Annotated in this window: 11 protein-coding genes and 2 pseudogenes; 12 read left to right on the top strand and 1 reads right to left on the bottom strand. The window is 36.8% G+C overall.

Annotated elements, in window-relative coordinates:
* The first annotated feature begins 25 nt into the window (after positions 1–25).
* The 8 genes and pseudogenes from ACO1B7_RS06090 to ACO1B7_RS06055 all read left to right on the top strand — a co-directional run.
* Positions 26–1,507, top strand: coding sequence for a type I restriction-modification system subunit M (locus tag ACO1B7_RS06090; RefSeq protein ID WP_423089911.1), 1,482 nt, complete (start codon positions 26–28; stop codon positions 1,505–1,507).
* Positions 1,504–2,661: a restriction endonuclease subunit S gene (locus ACO1B7_RS06085; RefSeq protein ID WP_423089910.1), complete on the top strand. Its 1,158-nt coding sequence runs from the start codon at positions 1,504–1,506 to the stop codon at positions 2,659–2,661. The genes ACO1B7_RS06090 and ACO1B7_RS06085 overlap by 4 nt, the downstream gene beginning before the upstream one ends.
* Before the next feature lie 84 nt (positions 2,662–2,745).
* Entirely contained in the window at positions 2,746–3,891 is a 1,146-nt protein-coding gene (locus tag ACO1B7_RS06080; protein WP_423089909.1) for a helix-turn-helix domain-containing protein, read from the top strand.
* On the top strand, positions 3,892–4,437 hold the full coding sequence (locus ACO1B7_RS06075) for a DUF4411 family protein (RefSeq protein WP_423089908.1): 546 nt from the start codon (positions 3,892–3,894) through the stop codon (positions 4,435–4,437).
* A 94-nt stretch (positions 4,438–4,531) separates the two neighbouring features.
* On the top strand, positions 4,532–7,975 hold the full coding sequence (locus tag ACO1B7_RS06070; protein WP_423089907.1) for a DEAD/DEAH box helicase family protein: 3,444 nt from the start codon (positions 4,532–4,534) through the stop codon (positions 7,973–7,975).
* Between the two features lie 40 nt (positions 7,976–8,015).
* On the top strand, positions 8,016–10,469 hold the full coding sequence (locus tag ACO1B7_RS06065) for an AAA family ATPase (RefSeq protein WP_423089906.1): 2,454 nt from the start codon (positions 8,016–8,018) through the stop codon (positions 10,467–10,469).
* A 147-nt stretch (positions 10,470–10,616) separates the two neighbouring features.
* Positions 10,617–10,752 (top strand): annotated as a pseudogene (locus tag ACO1B7_RS06060) (IS982 family transposase); the annotation flags it as partial.
* A 127-nt stretch (positions 10,753–10,879) separates the two neighbouring features.
* Positions 10,880–11,122, top strand: a pseudogene (locus ACO1B7_RS06055) (hypothetical protein); the annotation flags it as partial.
* A gap of 125 nt (positions 11,123–11,247) precedes the next feature.
* Here the strand turns inward: ACO1B7_RS06055 and ACO1B7_RS06050 are convergent.
* Positions 11,248–11,496, bottom strand: a complete 249-nt coding sequence (locus tag ACO1B7_RS06050) for a hypothetical protein (protein ID WP_423089905.1) — start codon at positions 11,494–11,496, stop codon at positions 11,248–11,250.
* 222 nt (positions 11,497–11,718) lie between these two features.
* Between ACO1B7_RS06050 and ssb the strand changes: the two genes are divergently transcribed.
* The 4 genes from ssb to ACO1B7_RS06030 all read left to right on the top strand — a co-directional run bounded on the left by ssb (position 11,719) and on the right by ACO1B7_RS06030 (position 15,954).
* The gene (ssb, locus tag ACO1B7_RS06045; RefSeq protein ID WP_253174721.1) at positions 11,719–12,297 is read left to right on the top strand and encodes a single-stranded DNA-binding protein; all 579 of its coding nucleotides are present in this window, start codon (positions 11,719–11,721) and stop codon (positions 12,295–12,297) included.
* Between the two features lie 312 nt (positions 12,298–12,609).
* Positions 12,610–13,173 carry an alkyl hydroperoxide reductase subunit C gene (ahpC, locus tag ACO1B7_RS06040; RefSeq protein ID WP_004278673.1) on the top strand — a complete coding sequence of 188 codons (564 nt, stop codon included), beginning with the start codon at positions 12,610–12,612 and terminating at the stop codon, positions 13,171–13,173.
* 621 nt (positions 13,174–13,794) lie between these two features.
* On the top strand, positions 13,795–15,102 hold the full coding sequence (locus ACO1B7_RS06035) for an FAD-dependent oxidoreductase (RefSeq protein WP_004647280.1): 1,308 nt from the start codon (positions 13,795–13,797) through the stop codon (positions 15,100–15,102).
* A 3-nt stretch (positions 15,103–15,105) separates the two neighbouring features.
* Positions 15,106–15,954: an SAM-dependent methyltransferase gene (locus tag ACO1B7_RS06030; RefSeq protein ID WP_253147812.1), complete on the top strand. Its 849-nt coding sequence runs from the start codon at positions 15,106–15,108 to the stop codon at positions 15,952–15,954.
* The last annotated feature ends 37 nt before the right edge of the window (positions 15,955–15,991 follow it).

The following is a 15,991-nucleotide window of genomic DNA, read 5'->3' as shown; positions in this document are numbered from 1 at the left end:
TCAAAGAAATTTGAGAGTCATCAGTGTGATTACAGGCGAAATTAAAAGCAAAATTGACCAGATCTGGAACTCTTTTTGGAGTGGCGGTATTTCCAATCCTTTAGAAGTCATGGAGCAAATGACTTATCTACTCTTTATTCGCCGACTCGATGAAATTCAGATTACTAAAGAAAAGAAAGCTAACCGCTTAAAAACTGCCGTAGAAAAGCCAATTTTCACACCTGAGCAAGATCACTTACGTTGGTCTAAATTTATTACCCTAGGCGATCCAACGAAGCTTTATGACACCATTGCCAATGAAGTTTTCCCATTCATAAAAAGCATTGGCAGCCAAGATGACACCACCTACAGTCATCACATGAAGGATGCCCGTTTTACCATTCCTACACCTGCACTTTTAACCAAAGTGGTTGATCTCTTGGCTGAAGTACCAATGAATGATAAAGATACCAAAGGTGATATTTACGAGTACATGCTCGGTAAAATCGCTTCAGCAGGTCAGAACGGTCAGTTCCGCACACCTCGCCATATCATCAAGATGATTGTAGAGCTAATGCAACCGAAACCGACAGATACCATCTGTGACCCTGCATGTGGTACAGCAGGCTTCCTCGTTGCAGCCAGTGAATACTTGAACGAACATCACAGCACTGAGATTTTTTCCAACCCTGAAGCAGCGAAACGCTTTAGTGAAGAAACCTTCTTTGGTTATGACTTTGATAGCACCATGCTTCGTATTGGTTCAATGAACATGATGCTGCATGGGGTTGAAAACCCAAGCATTGAAAACCGTGATTCTTTAAGCGAAGCACATTCACATATTGAAAGCCAGTTCAGTTTGATTCTTGCCAACCCACCATTTGCAGGCAGCCTGGACTACGAAAGCTGTGCCAAGAACATTCAGGCAATAGTAAAAACTAAAAAGACTGAATTACTTTTTTTAGCCTTGTTCCTGCGTATTCTAAAAACAGGTGGTCGTGCTGCGATTATTGTGCCTGATGGGGTGTTATTCGGCTCATCTAAAGCACATAAGGATTTGCGTAAAAAGATTGTAGAAGAGCAAAAGCTTGAAGCGATTATTTCTATGCCTTCTGGTGTGTTCAAACCGTATGCAGGTGTTTCTACTGCAATTATGATTTTCACCAAAACTGAATCTGGTGGTACAGATAAAGTTTGGTTCTATGACATGCAGGCAGATGGTTATTCGCTGGATGATAAGCGTAATGAACTAGATGCCTCTAAGCATGAAAATAACAATATTCCTGACATAGTTGCCCGTTTTAAAAACTTGGCAGGTGAAGCTGATCGCAAAGCTACTGAACAAAGCTTTTTGGTGGATAAAGCTGATATTGCTGCTAATGGTTATGACTTGTCGATTAACCGTTATAAGGAGGTGGTGTATGAGCTAGTTGAATATGAAGCACCAAGCAAGATTTTGTCAGATTTAGAATTGCTTGAGCAGGATATTCTTAAAGGAATGACAGAGCTCAAGGAGTTACTAAAGTGAGTTATCCCAAAATGAGACTAGATAAAGTTTGTCGAATCACAATGGGACAAGCTCCATCAGGTGATTCTTATAATTTTGATGATGAAGGATTAGCTCTAATTGCTGGTGCAGGTGATTTTGGTAAAGAAACTCCCGAACCAAAAAAATTTACTACAGCAGCAGGCAAAAAGTCAGAAAAAGGAGAAATCATTCTTTGCATTCGTGCAACTATTGGTGATCTAAATTGGTCTGATAAAGAATACTGCTTGGGTCGAGGTGTTGCTGGTTTATTTGGTCATAAGGATAAATTGGATCAGAAATACTTATGGCATTGGCTTAAAAATGTTGCTCCAATTTTAAAGTCAAAAGCTAAAGGTGCTACTTTTTTACAAGTTACTAAAGAAGATATTTGCTCATTAGAAATTTCTCTCCCATCACTTTCAGAACAACGCCGAATTGCATCTATTTTGGATAAAGCAGACGAACTACACCAAAAACGTCAGCAAGCGATTGAAAAGTTAGATCAGCTTTTACAAGCTACGTTTATTGATATGTTTGGTGATCCTGTAAGTAATCCTAAAGGTTTCGGTATAGCTAAACTTTCTGACCAAGTTAATTTAATTCAAATTGGTCCATTTGGTACTCAATTACACCAAGAGGATTACATCGAAAATGGAATACCATTAATCAATCCATCACATATAAAAAATGGAAAGATTGTACCCAATTATAAATTGACAGTAAGCCAATCAAAATATGAAGAACTAACTCAGTATCATCTACAATTGCATGATGTATTGTTGGGTCGTCGTGGTGAAATGGGACGGTGTGCAGTAGTAACTGAAAAAGAAGTTGGTTGGCTATGCGGAACAGGAAGTCTTTTCCTTAGACCTAAAGTAGATAAAGTTAATCCATTTTTCCTAGAGCTTTTATTGTCTTCAGATTCAATTAGAAGATATCTTGAAAATGTTTCACAAGGTCAAACGATGGCAAATTTGAATAAATCCATAGTTGGCTCAATACCTCTGATAACTCCAAGCATTGAAATTCAAAATAAATTTTTTCTGATTGCTGAAAAAATTGATAAGATGAAAACTGAATTTAAAAATGAGACAAATCAAATAAATAATTTATTTGAATCATTACAACACAAAGCATTTAGTGGAAATTTATAAAAGGAAAACTTATAGTTCGATCAAATTAAATGCATCAGTCATCTTTTTTGATTACAATGATAGTATATTGATTTGAGTTTAAAGATGACTGATTTTGTCCAACATTCGCCCATAGCTATCAAGCGTTATATGGAACAGATAGGAATTTTATCTGCGAATGAACTTGCCAAAAAATCAGGTCTTCCTTTTCAAACAATACATAATCTACTAAAGAATGAAAACCCAATTCTTAAACTTAGCGAGCTTGAAAAAATTGCTCAAATTTTATTTATCCCTAGTGTCTATCTAACCGATAGTAACCTTGAATATAAAACTAATATGCCTGATATCATTGACCATAGAAATATGGAAGATGTTTTTAATTCTTCTTATGCTTATCAATCAGTTATCCGTGAAGCATTAAAAGCAAGAAATGACTATCTTTATGTATTAGAGACAATGGGTGAAGAACCATTAGAATTTGCATTAACTTTGTCAGGGCAAGATGAAATCGAAGATGCAAAAGTGATCTCGAATTACTTTGATCTTAAAAACCAAAAGCGCTCAGTAAAACATAATGACTATTATTCAGCATGGCGTAGTATTTTTGAGTCAAAAGATATTCTTATTATAGAAAAGACAACTAATGAGCCATTTGGTTCAGATGGCTTCTGTTTATGGTTTGATGTCGTTCCTGTGATTGTAGTTTTAAGTACAGGCCAAGCAGCAGAAAGACGTCTTTTTACCATTATGCATGAGTTGGTTCATCTTGGATTACGTCAAAGTGTTTTTGATGGAAAAATAAATACGATTGCAAACAATAGTAAAACTGAACGATATTGTGATGCAGTTGCAGGACATGTTATTGCACCTATTGAACTGCTTGAAGCATGTTACCAACCAGATTTGTCTGTCGAACAACTAGTTCAAAAGATACGATGCAAAGCAAAAGCAAGTCGTCCTGCTATTGCAATACAGTTGAAATTGGCTGGGTACATTACAGAGAAAGACTTGAAAAATTATCTTCGGTCACTTGACTTTAAGAGAATAGAAAAAAATAAACTGAATGAGCCACAAATTCCTATTTCGACACGAATTATCAGTAAATATGGTCGCTACTTTGTGCAAACTGTTATCGCTGCAATGTCACATAACTCAATATCTGCTTCTGTGGCGAAAGATATTTTAGGTATTAAAGCATCCCACAAAGTGACTACTTTACAAGATGTACAGAAACGGGTGTATATGTAGATGATTTATCTAAGTTTAGACACCAATGCTATTTTAGATTTTTGTTTCCGAGCCTATCCAGAGTTAACTTTTCCAAAATTGTGGGAATTGTTAGAAGAGTTAACGCTTACATCCACTATTAAGCTTTGTGTCTGTTCCTCTATATTAGAGGAAACTCGTTCAAAATGTCTTGCATTTGAATATGACGAAAATATTCTAGATGAATTTTTAATTCGTTTTAGAGTTATTGTTATTGATCGAGATGAAGTAGGAAGCCGTATTTTAAATATTCGTGCTAAATTATTAAGTTATGCATTTGCTCAAACCTCAGCTCATGCGACTAAAGATGAACCTGATGTTGATTTAATTGCCACAGCTCAAAAGTATAATGCAAATGGTCATGTTATTACCGGAGAAATTGGTTTTATTGGTGCTGATTGGGATGCTTTTACTGCTAAAGCAAGAAGAAAAGAGCAAATTAAAGTTCCTGATATTTGTGCACTTATAAACGTTAATTGTTCTTCTTGGTTGAACCTTTTTCAAAGATATAATTTTACTCTCGATTAAAATTTACTTTGCGTGAAGTCTCAAGTATTTTATATAGTAGTTAAAACTTTATATATTTAAATAATTATAATTTCCTTTGAGGGCTAATATAATAATGAGTAACTTTCAGTTTTTAGAGGATGAGTTTAGTAAGTTAGCGCTCACCGCCAAAGAAGCTGAAAAGCTTGTATATATTTCTCCTCAAGCTGCTTTAATGTTTGCCCGAAACTCATTAGAAAATCTGGTTTTTTGGCTTTATCAATATGATAAAAAACTTGCTCAACCCTATGATCCATCTTTGTATAGCCTGATCACCGATGTAAAGTTTAAGGAAATTATCCCGCCCTACATATGGGATAAGATGGATAACATCCGCATGGTCGGCAACAGTGCGGTGCATGGGAAAAAATTCAAGCAACTAACCACTGAGGAAACGGTTAAGCATATTAGTCATCTCTTTCTGATCTTTGTCTGGTTTGAACGTAATTATGGTTCACCATCAAAAGATCGCTCTCAGGCTGTTCTATTTACCCCTAAACTGATTCCTAATGCAGAAATCACACAACCAGTCACTGCAAACCAAGAACAGCTACAGAAGCAGGCAGAAGCCAAAGAAAAGGAATTTGCTGATCAGCATAAAGCTCTGCGTGAACGTGAACAAAAGCTGCTAGAACTTTCTGCAAGTTTGGAAGAGCGTGAAAAACTACTCGCCAACATTGATGCAGAACTAGCACAGAAGCGTCAGCAAGTCGAACAAGCCAAACTTGCCAATAGCAAAGTTCAAGACCACACCGACTATAAAGAAGACGAAACCCGTAAGCTTAAAATTGACCTACTGCTTGAAGAAGCTAGCTGGGAAATTGGTGTAACAGCAAAAGAAGAAGTTCCCGTTACAGGGATGCCAAGTACATCAGGCAAAGGTTCAGTCGATTATGTACTGTATGATGCCAATGGCTTGCCTTTAGCCTTGGTGGAAGCCAAACGTACATCGGTAAATCCTGAAGTGGGACAACAACAGGCAAAACTGTATGCTGACTGTTTAGAGCAGCAAACTGGACAACGCCCTGTCATTTTCTATACCAATGGTTATCGCACCCGTATCTGGAATGACGTACAAGGTGGCCCACCTCGTTTGGTGCATGGTTTCTACACTCAGGCTGAACTGAAACGCCTGATCGAAAGACGTAAAAACAATCCTGATCTTGGCAGCTTCCAAATTAATGCAAATATTGTAGAGCGTTACTATCAGACCCGTGCCATCAAAGCCACGCTTGCTGCATTTCAACGTAAGGAACGTGCAGCCTTGCTCATCATGGCAACAGGAACAGGTAAAACCCGTACCGCCATTGCTTTAGTGGATGTGCTGATGAAAGCCAACGTGGTGCAGAAAGTCCTGTTCCTTGCCGATCGTACCTCACTGGTGGTACAAGCCACTAATGCCTTTAAAGCTAATTTACCTGATTCTGCACCTGTCAATTTGGTCGAAAGTAAGACACAGAATGGACGAGTTTATCTTTCTACCTATCAGACCATGATGGGCTTGATTGATGAAATGAATGCGGATGGCACACGTAAATACGGCACAGGTATGTTTGACCTGATTATTGTCGATGAAGCCCATCGTAGCGTGTACCAAAAATTTGGTGAGATTTTTAAATACTTTGACAGTTTGCTTGTCGGTTTGACTGCTACACCACGCGATGAAGTAGACCGTGATACCTATGCACTGTTTGGTTTGGAAAGCGGTATCCCAACCGATTACTACGATTTAAACCAAGCCATTGCTGATGGTTATCTTGTGCCACCTAAAGCCTATTCAGTACCCTTGAAGTTCATGCGTGAAGGTGTGAAATATGATGAGCTTTCAGAGGAAGAGAAACAGCACTGGGATGAACTGGATTGGGATGGTGGTGAGGCACCTGATGAGGTAACGGCATCCAAGATCAACAAAGAACTGTTCAATACAGGCACGGTAGACAAGATGCTTCAGCACTTGATGGAAAATGGCATCAAGGTTGAAGGTGGAGATATGTTGGGTAAAACCATCATCTTTGCAGTCAATCAGAATCATGCCAATTTCATCGCAGAACGCTTTGATAAGAGCTATCCGCACTATGACGGCAAGTTCGCCCGTGTGATCACACACTCGACCAAGTACGCACAGAGCTTGATTGATAGCTTTAGTAAAAAAGATCTGGCTGATCCACAAATTGCCATTTCTGTAGATATGCTCGATACGGGGATTGATGTTCCAGAAGTGGTTAATCTTGTCTTCTTCAAAGCTGTACGCTCGAAAGTGAAATTTACGCAGATGATTGGGCGTGGTACACGGCTTTGCAAAGACCTGTTTGCCCCTGAGATGGACAAGAAAGAATTCTATATCTTTGATTACTGTTCTAACTTCGAATACTTCAATGAAAATCCTGATGGTGCTCCTGTATCCACCACAGAACCATTGGGACAACGCCTATTCAAGGCTCGATTGAATGTTTTGAGTTTGCTCAATTCACCCGATTATCAAACGGAAGAAATGAAAGCTGTACAGCAAGAAATGCGTCAGACCTTACAGACTGAAGTGAAGTCGATGAACAAAGACAACTTCATTGTTAAATCTGAAATTGAGCATGTTGAACACTTTAAAAATGATGTTGCTTGGGACAATTTGGATGATCTTGCAATTGGCACATTACGAGAACACATTTCTAAACTTCCGAATGAAATGGAGTCCGAGACATTAGAAGCCAAGCTGTTTGATATGCTCTGCTACAATATTGAACTTGCTGTGTTGGAAAAAAATACTAAGGCAATTCAGGCTTATGCCAATAAAGTTATCGAAATTGCTTCAAAACTTGAAACCAAAGAAAATATTCCTGTAGTCGCTGCACAGATTAACCTGATTCAAGATATTCAAACTGTTGAATATTGGAAAGGCATCACCTTACCAATGCTTGAATCCATGCGTAAACGCATTCGTGGTTTGGTGAAACTGATTGAGAAATCTACCTCTACCATCGTGTATTCAATGCTAGATGATGAGCTAGGAGAAGTAACAGAAGTCGATATTCCTGTGGTTTCAAGCGGTGTAAACATTGCTCAATACCGTAAGCGTGTCGAGAGTTTCATCAAAGCCAATGCAGACCACATTACCATTGCTAAATTGAAGCGTGGCCTAGCTCTAACACCTACCGACCTAAGTGAGCTTGAGCGTTTTGTCTTTGAAGCTCAGGAAGTTGAGAGTAAAGAAAAGTTTGAGGAATGCTTTGGTACAGATAAGCCACTACCACTTTTCATTCGTTCACTTGTTGGTTTAGATCGCCAAGCGGTTCAACAAGCGTTCTCTAAGTATTTGCAAGGTTCAACTTATAACGAGAAGCAAATTCGTTTCATAGAAATGGTTATTGAACATTTGACCATACGGGGAACTTTAGAAGCGTCGCAGCTTTATGAACCGCCCTTTAATCAGATCCACTATGAAGGGATTGATGGTGTGTTTGGTGATGCAGAGGCTGAAAACATATTTGGAGTTGTTGGAGCATTTAATGAAAGTGCTGTGGCATAATTTAACAAAAAATTAAATAAAATACTTTAGGGGGAAAACTGTGTTAAGAAATATAGAAATAGAAAATTTTGGAAGCTATCATAATTTTAATGGATTGGCTGAAAAGAATCATTTTAAAAAAATGAATATAATATACGGGGCTAATTACTCAGGAAAAACAACTTTATCAAGGATTTTTGCAATACTAAAAAATAAAAATGATCCAGAAAATTATTCAAATCCAATTTTTAAAATGATATTTGAAAATGAAATCTTAGATTACAGTAATTATAAAGAAAATTCTAAAGAATTTTTAGTCTTCAATAAAGACTTTATAAATGAAAACTTATCTTTTCTAATATTTAATAATCATGAAAATGGAAGTATAAAAAGTTTTGATGCTGTTGTTATCGGGCAAGACCAAATTGTTATAGATGGTAAAATAAATGAATTATTATCTTCAGCAGATATCTTGGAAGCTACTACGCAAGTAGTCAATCTTGTATTAAATCAGATTAAAAAAGATAGAGATAGAATTAGTCAAGAAATAATAGAGATAACAAGGAATAAAGATAGAAGCTTGACTGAAAAAGCTAGAGATCTTGAAGCGATTGGTTTAAATGCTGCACGTACGTATCAACGACCAAATCTAGTTCAAGATATTAATAAAATATTAGCTGCAAACCCAAATCTAGTAAAAAAGATAACTGAAGAAGAAATCCAAAACAAAATTAATGATATGAAGGTTTCACAAAAACCTGAAATAAATATTGAAAACAAAGAGGCTGAAATAAGAAACCATATAAGCCGGCATATTGAAAACTGTAAAGTAAAATTAAAGGAAGTAATTGAATTAAAGGTTACTAAAGAAATTAATGAATTTTTTAAAAATTGGTCTGTTGCAGGTTATCACTTACATAAAGAGCATGATAAAGAGTACTGTGAATTTTGTGGTGGAGAACTAAAAAAAACAGTTTTGGATCAGTACGAAATTTTCGCAAATCAAAAAGACGAAAGTTTCAAAAAAGAAATTGTTGGCCTTATTGAAAATCAAAATAAAATAGTCAAAGCCTTATTTGCTGTCATAGATGGATTTGTAGAACCAGAAGCATACTTTTATGATAGTTTTAAGGCTGAATATTTAGTTCTAATTGAAAGTATTAAATCAAAAGCATTCAATTTATCAGAAGATTTGTCTTTATTAGAAGACATGTTGAAGGAAAAACTTCAGAATCTTACTCTTGAGTTAGAATATGACTTTATTGCACTTGAGGGGAATCTGAATGATCTAATTGAGTCATATACTAAAGTGGTCGATATATGTAATAAAAATGATGAATTTACAAAAAATATTGCTAGGGAACAAAGCAAATTAAAAACTGAAGTATTGGAAGAGCGGATCGTTGAGTACTTAATCGAGTTTGAATGGTACAAAATAAATAATAAAATAAAGGAGTTAAATGAAAGTATTGAGAAGCTGCTTCCATTTGAGCAAGAAAACTCTGAAAGAATTGAAGCAATTAAAACTTATCAGTTTAATATTCAAGAAAAAATAAAACAGTTGAATGCTCAAAAAAGTACTACAAGTGCAGCAAGTGAATTAGTTAATAAATTCCTTAATAGCTTCTTTGGACATGAAAGCTTATCGCTAATACCTATAGAAGAGGAAGGTCAACAAGGTCGCTTCAAAATAGTCAGAAATGGGCGTGAGGCCTATAATCTAAGCGAAGGTGAATGTACATTAGTTGCTTTTTGTTACTTTATAGCTTTAGCATTCAACCTGAAAAACATAGGGAAATTAACAGATGTAATCATTTATATTGATGATCCTATATCGAGTCTAGACTCTAATAATATTTTTTACATCTATAGCCTCATAGAAAACATTATATGTAAAGAAAAAGCATATAAACAATTATTTATATCTACTCATAATTTAGAATTTTTTAAATATTTACGAAAACTAACTATTCCTAAAAATAGAACTAATATTAAGAGTTGTAATGATCCATCTTGCACATCGACTAAGAAGAATGAAAATGAAGATATTTCTTTTTACCTAGTTAATAAAGAAAATAATATTAGTAAGTTAAATATCCTTCCAAACTATTTAAGAAAATACAATACAGAGTTTAATTACTTATTTTCGCAAATATGGAACTGTGCTCAAGTAACAACTGAATTAAGCCCAGACCAAATTTATAATTTAAGTAATAATATGAGAAAATTTTTTGAAGTCTATAATTATTTCAAATATCCTTCCGATCTAAATAAAGCAGTATTTAGAGAGAAATTCTTTGATACAGAAAACAACCTTAATCATTTCAAACTGGTAGATAGGATTGCAAATGAATATTCACATACTGAAGAAATATTTGATAGAACAATGAGGCCTATTTCTTCACAAGAAATGATTACTGCTTCAAAATTTATTTTAGAAAGATTGAAAGTAAATGACGAGGTTCAATTTAATGCTTTAGTACAAAGTACTAAAGATTTACGAGAAAATTATTGATTTATTTCTAGCTTGAATAGGTACTTATTAAAGTTATAGTACCTATTCGCTTATGTCTAAAAAATTTTAAAGCAAGATTTTAATTAAACTGAATCGCAGATAAGAAATTAGCTGGCTGAAAACTATTAGGGAGTTACCACAACAATAGGGCAATACAATTTGGTCAACAGTAAAGCGAGAAGCACTGAAGCAATACTTAGCTGAAATTTATGCATCCTTATGTGCTTACAAATTATGTCATCACAACAACCCAGTCATTCGAGTAGTGGAATTATTGGCTTAAGTAGGATTAAGGTTGAGATAAAATACTAAAATTTTATTCAATATTAAAAAGAGTCTGGTACATTGCTGCTGAAATCTGTGGACTACCCATAAATGTAATGAGTGGACTAAAATTACTGATATATACAGTTCCTATATTGAATGAAGCAAAAAAGACTAGACAAATAATTATGGTTACTCACAATCCTAATTTGGCAATTGTATGTGATGCAGAACAGATTATTTATACTGATTTTGATAGAGAAAATAATTTCTCAATAAATTACACATCAGGGTCTATTGAGAATTATGAGCTAAATCAACATTCTGTTAATATTTTAGAAGGAACCCTACACGCATTTAATAATAGGCGTAACAAGTATTTTAATTAGAATAGTTGGCAGAGGTTAGATTAGAATAAGTCTAACCTCTTTGTTGCGCTATACATTTGTATTTGAAATTAAGGATTTTCAGATATAACTGAATATGTTCTATTATTTGGATTATAAATATAGCTCTATATTGGTACTATTTTGTCTAAAACAAAAGGGTTTGCTAAAAATCCAATAACTACGTTTTCAATTTCCAATTTTTTTAGATTTGAACGCACCTCATCAGAAATTAATACTTTCCTTTTATCATCAATAATATAAGAAAAATAATATGTTTCTAGATCACCATTTGATGATGTGACGACTTTATTCGTTACAACTAAACCATCAGAGGTCTTTATCGAAGTCAATGTTTCTATTTTTTCTAATGCCATTAGCGTACGTTTTTTATTTAGAATTAACTTATTTTGCAGATTAAATTTATTACTTTTAAGCATCTAATAGTTTTTTTTGTAACAAAATAATTTAGAAAATACTGAATTACGTGCTTAAAAAGTAGTCTTTTATTGTTGGAAAAATCAAAATAGAGTTAAAATATAAAAATAATTTTAATTAATTGATATAAAACAATTAAAAAATAATTATAGTAAAAATTGGTGAGCAAAGTTATTTTAGTGGGTACTTTGGGTAAAGATCCGGAAACCAAAACTTTTGCAAATGGTGGCTCTCTCACTCAATTCTCGATCGCAACCAGCGATTCGTGGACAGATAAAAGTACCGGTGAACGTAAAGAACAAACGGAATGGCACCGTATCGTGTTGCATAACCGTTTAGGTGAAATTGCACAGCAATATCTTCGTAAAGGCTCAAAAGTATATATTGAAGGTTCATTACGTACCCGTCAGTGGACTGACCAGAATGGTCAGGAGCGCTATACGACGGAAATTCGTGGTGAACAAATGCAGATGTTAGACTCTAGCCGTCCTCAAAATGATCAGGGCGAGAGCAGCTTTAACCAGCCACGCTTTAATAACAATAATCAGGCGAACAACAACCAGGGTGGTTATGGCAATAACCCGCAATCAGGTTATGGTTCAGCGCCACAGCAAGGCGGTTTTAACAACAATCAGGGCGGCGGTTATGGCAACAATAACCCGAGTGGTTTTGCGCCGAAATCTGCACCTGCTCCAACAGCAGCGCCTGCAGCAGATCTAGATGATGACTTACCATTTTGATTTATCAGAACGGTAAATTATCATTAAAACCCACCTGAATACGGTGGGTTTTTTATATCCTCGAGATTTATATTAAGTTTGAATAAAAGCCCGACTTATTAAAAGAATCATAAATCTTAAAACATCAGGTTGCTTTTGATGGGGACAACTCTGCATCGAGAAAATAAATAAGATAATAAATACTGATAGAAATTTACGATCTAAAAAAGCGATCATTTTTATAAAAACTTGCGGTTTTACCTATTTTAAAATTTTTCGTATTCTAGCTTCACAAGATAAGCAATCCCAGAAATAAGCCAGAGGAAATATCTCATGAGTTTAATCAATACTGAAATCAAACCATTCAATGCAACTGCTTACCACAATGGTCAGTTCATCGAAGTTTCTGAGCAAGACCTGAAAGGTAAATGGTCAGTGGTGTTTTTCTATCCTGCAGATTTTACCTTTGTTTGTCCAACTGAATTAGGCGATCTTGCTGATCAGTATGCTGAATTCCAGAAAATGGGTGTAGAAATCTATGGCGTGTCTACCGATACTCATTTCACTCATAAAGCTTGGCATGATACCTCTGACGTGATTGGTAAAATCCAGTATCCATTGATTGGTGATCCAACCTGGACTTTGTCTAAAAACTTCGAAGTACTGATTGAAGCTGAGGGTTTGGCAGATCGTGGTACTTTCGTGATTGATCCAGAAGGTAAAATCCAGATCATTGAAATCAACGCGGGTGGTATTGGCCGTGATGCACAAGAGCTTCTGCGTAAAGTGAAAGCTGCACAATATGTACATGCGCACCCAGGTGAAGTTTGTCCGGCAAAATGGAAAGAAGGTGAAGCAACACTTGCTCCATCAATCGACCTGGTGGGTAAAATCTAATTCAAACCTAGTTCTTTGAAGCAAAAAATCCAGCACAAGTTGCTGGATTTTTTATTTTTTTAGTTTAGAGATTTATGAATTCTAGACAAAAACATCATGCCATTTGATTTCTATTTGAGAACAAAATGAGAATTGAGGAATTGCACTCTATGCTTTTTAAGCGGCTTATGAGAGGCAATCAAGTAAGCGCAATACCCTGCTGCATGATTGACTAGGCATGAAAACAAAGAAGCCTCTGCTTTCGCAGAGGCTTTTATTTTATAAGGCGCTGTAGTTTCTTGTCGTTTTAAACAATTTTCGCATAAACGCATCTGAATGGAACCGGATGAATTTATGGTTTTCTTATACTGCGAATCATAGGTATTTAAAAAGTATTTGTCAACCAAGGATTATAAAAATGGTTAATTAAATTATTTGTTTTTAAAGCGAATTTTCAAGTTTTTAGATAAAAATATGAATAAAATCTTAGATTTGATGGAATTTTAACTAAGGCAGAAAAATGAATAAAAAGCAGGTGAAATTGAACAAAAAGGCCTTTACGAAAAACATATATTCTGGAAGATTTTAATAACCTGTTTGATTGGCGCATGGTACATAATTTCTGTAGTTTTTCAATGACGGATGATCAGTTTGGATATCGCAGTAATTGGTAGTGGCATGGCCGGACTGGCTACAGCCAGAATTCTCCAGGACGCAGGGCATCACATCACGATTTTTGAAGCACTTCCAGGTCGCGGCATGGACAGTCATAGCCTTGAATTTGAAGGGGGCCTGATTGACGCACCTTTACGTGTGATGAACCCCTATCTGTGGAAAAACACCCTGAGTCTAGCCACACATCTGGGCATTAAAACTTATCCGGTGCGGACCTATATGGCCTGCAGCTGGTTATTTGAAGATAAAACTGAAACCTGGCTGACCACATCGCGTAGCCGAATTGGCAATATCCCGATCATCAATAACCGGAAAGGCCTGCAACAATATGGCTGGCGTCTGGTCAAAGGCCTGTTGCAGTTAAAAGTTGCATTGACCAAATTCTTTAAATCGAAAAATCAGGACATCAGCCTGGCAGAATTTATCAATCGTAACGAGATTGAAGAAGTGTTCTGGCACGGTGCGGTGATGCCGGTGCTATATACCATCTGTACCTGCAATCCGAAAACCATTGGTGAATGGCCAGCTAAACCGTTGTTAATTTTTCTGCGTCAATTAACCGATGGCGATGCGTTACTGCGTCTGCAAGGCGGTACACCAGCGTTGGTCGATAAGCTGATTGAAGGCATTCAGATTGAAGACGGTTCAGCAATTACACTGGTACAAGAGCAGGGCGATCAGGTCAAAGTTGAAAATGCGGCCGGTTATTCAAAACTGTTTGACCGGGTGATTGTCGCGACACCGACCACCAAAATTGAGGAGTTCCTGGATCCGGTACAATTCGCCAGTGAAATTGAATTATTGAAGAAATTCAAATTCGAACAAGGCGAACTGGTGATTCATACCGATGCCAGCGTAATGCCGCCAAAACGTAAAGACTGGGCCGTACTCAGCTATATGATGGACCGTAAATTTACTCGTCAGCAATTTACCGTGTGGCTTAACTCGATTGAACCTTCTTTGGTTGGCAAGTCGGCCGTGTTTCAGACCTGGCGTCCGGTAACCGAGATTGATCCGAAGAAAGTGATCAAATCGGTAATGCTGACACGTGCAGTCGTCGATGCTAATACGGTGGCACTGAATAAGGAATTGCAGCAACGTCATCTGGATGCCAACCGTAAGGTCTTCTTCTGCGGTTCATGGTCATGTGACGGTTTGCCGATTCTGGAATCGGCAGTGACCTCAGCGATGAAGATTGCAGAAATCTTTGGTGCGCCTTTACCATTTCAGGGTTTAAAACCTGTGGTTGAGGTTGCTCCGCAACTGGGTTATTAATCCATGCAATGGCTTCAGGCACTGCGTCAGCATCTTCCCCAGCACAAGTATGCAATTGATGCCGCTGTGTTGGGCGATCACGCGCAATTGCCCTGGAGCAATTTAGGGTATTGGCAAGCCGGTCAGCAGGATTATGCGGCTGCCTGTCGTATGCTGGCCGATCACCTTGCGCAAACTGTAAATTTAAATTCAAAAGATAAACTGCTGGATTTGGGCTGCGGTCAGGGCGCCAGCTTGCTGCACTGGCAGCAACATTATCAGGTGCAATATCTGGCCGGGGTTGAGCTGCAGGCTGCCTGTGTGGCTAATATTCAGCAACATTTGCCAGAACTGAATGCCATTTATCAGGCGTCATTTTTGCGTTTAAAAGAATTGCCATTTTCCCAGCGTTTTGATGTGGTGTTGTGCCTGGATGCGGCTTATCACAGTCCTGTGCCTTTATTCTTGGAGCAGGTCCGCAGTGTTTTAAATTCAAATGCACGGATTAGTTTTCATCATCTGGTTTTGTCCGAGCGTTGGGAAAATTTAAATGCATTACAACGGCGTAAATATCAGTTTTTATTGAAATCTGCCGATGTGAATTTAAAAGATTTAATGACAGTGGGTGCATTATATGCCTGTCTGGATCGTTTTGAATTTAAAAATATCCAGATTCAGGATCTGTCCGAGCCGGTATTTTCAGGCTTTGCGGATTATGTGCAAAAAACTTTGAATTCAAAAGCATCAGATGATCAGGCTCAAGGTTCAAAACTGGATCATTTTAAAATTCAGATGACAGCGAAACTATGCCGAAAATTATATCAGGAAGGGATTGTGAGATATGTGCAAGTGACGGCACAATCGAAGCACTAGAAAGTGCAAAAAGACTCAGCTGAAAATACCAAAACCC

Origin of the sequence: Acinetobacter lwoffii (genome assembly GCF_049367455.1) — a bacterium.
Lineage (GTDB): Bacteria > Pseudomonadota > Gammaproteobacteria > Pseudomonadales > Moraxellaceae > Acinetobacter > Acinetobacter lwoffii_W.
Note: the sequence above shows the minus strand (reverse complement) of the source record. Positions and strands in the feature narration are given on the sequence as shown.

Bases quoted from the DNA above. Each gene is read 5' to 3' on its own strand.
- ACO1B7_RS06080 (WP_423089909.1), top strand. From the start codon at position 2,746: ATGACTGATTTTGTCCAACATTCGCCCATAGCTATCAAGCGTTATATG.
- ACO1B7_RS06075 (WP_423089908.1), top strand. From the start codon at position 3,892: ATGATTTATCTAAGTTTAGACACCAATGCTATTTTAGATTTTTGTTTC.
- ACO1B7_RS06070 (WP_423089907.1), top strand. From the start codon at position 4,532: ATGAGTAACTTTCAGTTTTTAGAGGATGAGTTTAGTAAGTTAGCGCTC.
- ACO1B7_RS06050 (WP_423089905.1), bottom strand. From the start codon at position 11,496: ATGGCATTAGAAAAAATAGAAACATTGACTTCGATAAAGACCTCTGAT.
- ahpC (WP_004278673.1), top strand. From the start codon at position 12,610: ATGAGTTTAATCAATACTGAAATCAAACCATTCAATGCAACTGCTTAC.
- ACO1B7_RS06035 (WP_004647280.1), top strand. From the start codon at position 13,795: ATGATCAGTTTGGATATCGCAGTAATTGGTAGTGGCATGGCCGGACTG.
- ACO1B7_RS06030 (WP_253147812.1), top strand. From the start codon at position 15,106: ATGCAATGGCTTCAGGCACTGCGTCAGCATCTTCCCCAGCACAAGTAT.